Source organism: Erwinia sp. V90_4 (assembly GCF_029967685.1).
Classification (GTDB): domain Bacteria; phylum Pseudomonadota; class Gammaproteobacteria; order Enterobacterales; family Enterobacteriaceae; genus Erwinia; species Erwinia aphidicola.
This window is the reverse complement of sequence record NZ_JASCAQ010000025.1, coordinates 1-1,151: the sequence shown is the minus strand read 5'-3', so window position 1 is coordinate 1,151 and position 1,151 is coordinate 1. Positions and strand designations below refer to the sequence as shown.

Genomic DNA, 1,151 nt, shown 5'->3' with positions numbered 1-1,151 from the left:
AGAGTTCCGGATTTGCCTGGAACTCAAGCCTACACGCTTAAACCGGGACAACCGTCGCCCGGCTAACATAGCCTTCTCCGTCCCCCCTTCGCAGTAACACCGAGTACGGGAATATTAACCCGTTTCCCATCGACTACGCCTTTCGGCCTCGCCTTAGGGGTCGACTCACCCTGCCCCGATTAACGTTGGACAGGAACCCTTGGTCTTCCGGCGAGCGGGCTTTTCACCCGCTTTATCGTTACTTATGTCAGCATTCGCACTTCTGATACCTCCAGCATGCCTCACAGCACACCTTCAACGGCTTACAGAACGCTCCCCTACCCAACAATACTTGCGTATCGCTGCCGCAGCTTCGGTGCATGGTTTAGCCCCGTTACATCTTCCGCGCAGGCCGACTCGACCAGTGAGCTATTACGCTTTCTTTAAATGATGGCTGCTTCTAAGCCAACATCCTGGCTGTCTGTGCCTTCCCACATCGTTTCCCACTTAACCATGACTTTGGGACCTTAGCTGGCGGTCTGGGTTGTTTCCCTCTTCACGACGGACGTTAGCACCCGCCGTGTGTCTCCCGTGATAACATTCTTCGGTATTCGCAGTTTGCATCGGGTTGGTAAGCCGGGATGGCCCCCTAGCCGAAACAGTGCTCTACCCCCGAAGATGAGTTCACGAGGCGCTACCTAAATAGCTTTCGGGGAGAACCAGCTATCTCCCGGTTTGATTGGCCTTTCACCCCCAGCCACAAGTCATCCGCTAATTTTTCAACATTAGTCGGTTCGGTCCTCCAGTTAGTGTTACCCAACCTTCAACCTGCCCATGGCTAGATCACCGGGTTTCGGGTCTATACCCTGCAACTTAACGCCCAGTTAAGACTCGGTTTCCCTGCGGCTCCCCTATACGGTTAACCTTGCTACAGAATATAAGTCGCTGACCCATTATACAAAAGGTACGCAGTCACACCACGAAGGTGCTCCCACTGCTTGTACGTACACGGTTTCAGGTTCTGTTTCACTCCCCTCGCCGGGGTTCTTTTCGCCTTTCCCTCACGGTACTGGTTCACTATCGGTCAGTCAGGAGTATTTAGCCTTGGAGGATGGTCCCCCCATATTCAGACAGGATGTCACGTGTCCCGCCCTACTCATCGAACTCACAGC

General features: G+C 53.8%; 1 rRNA gene. It reads right to left on the bottom strand.

Going from position 1 to position 1,151, the window contains the following annotated elements:
- A 23S ribosomal RNA gene (locus QLG07_RS02605) occupies positions 1-1,151 on the bottom strand; the annotation flags it as partial.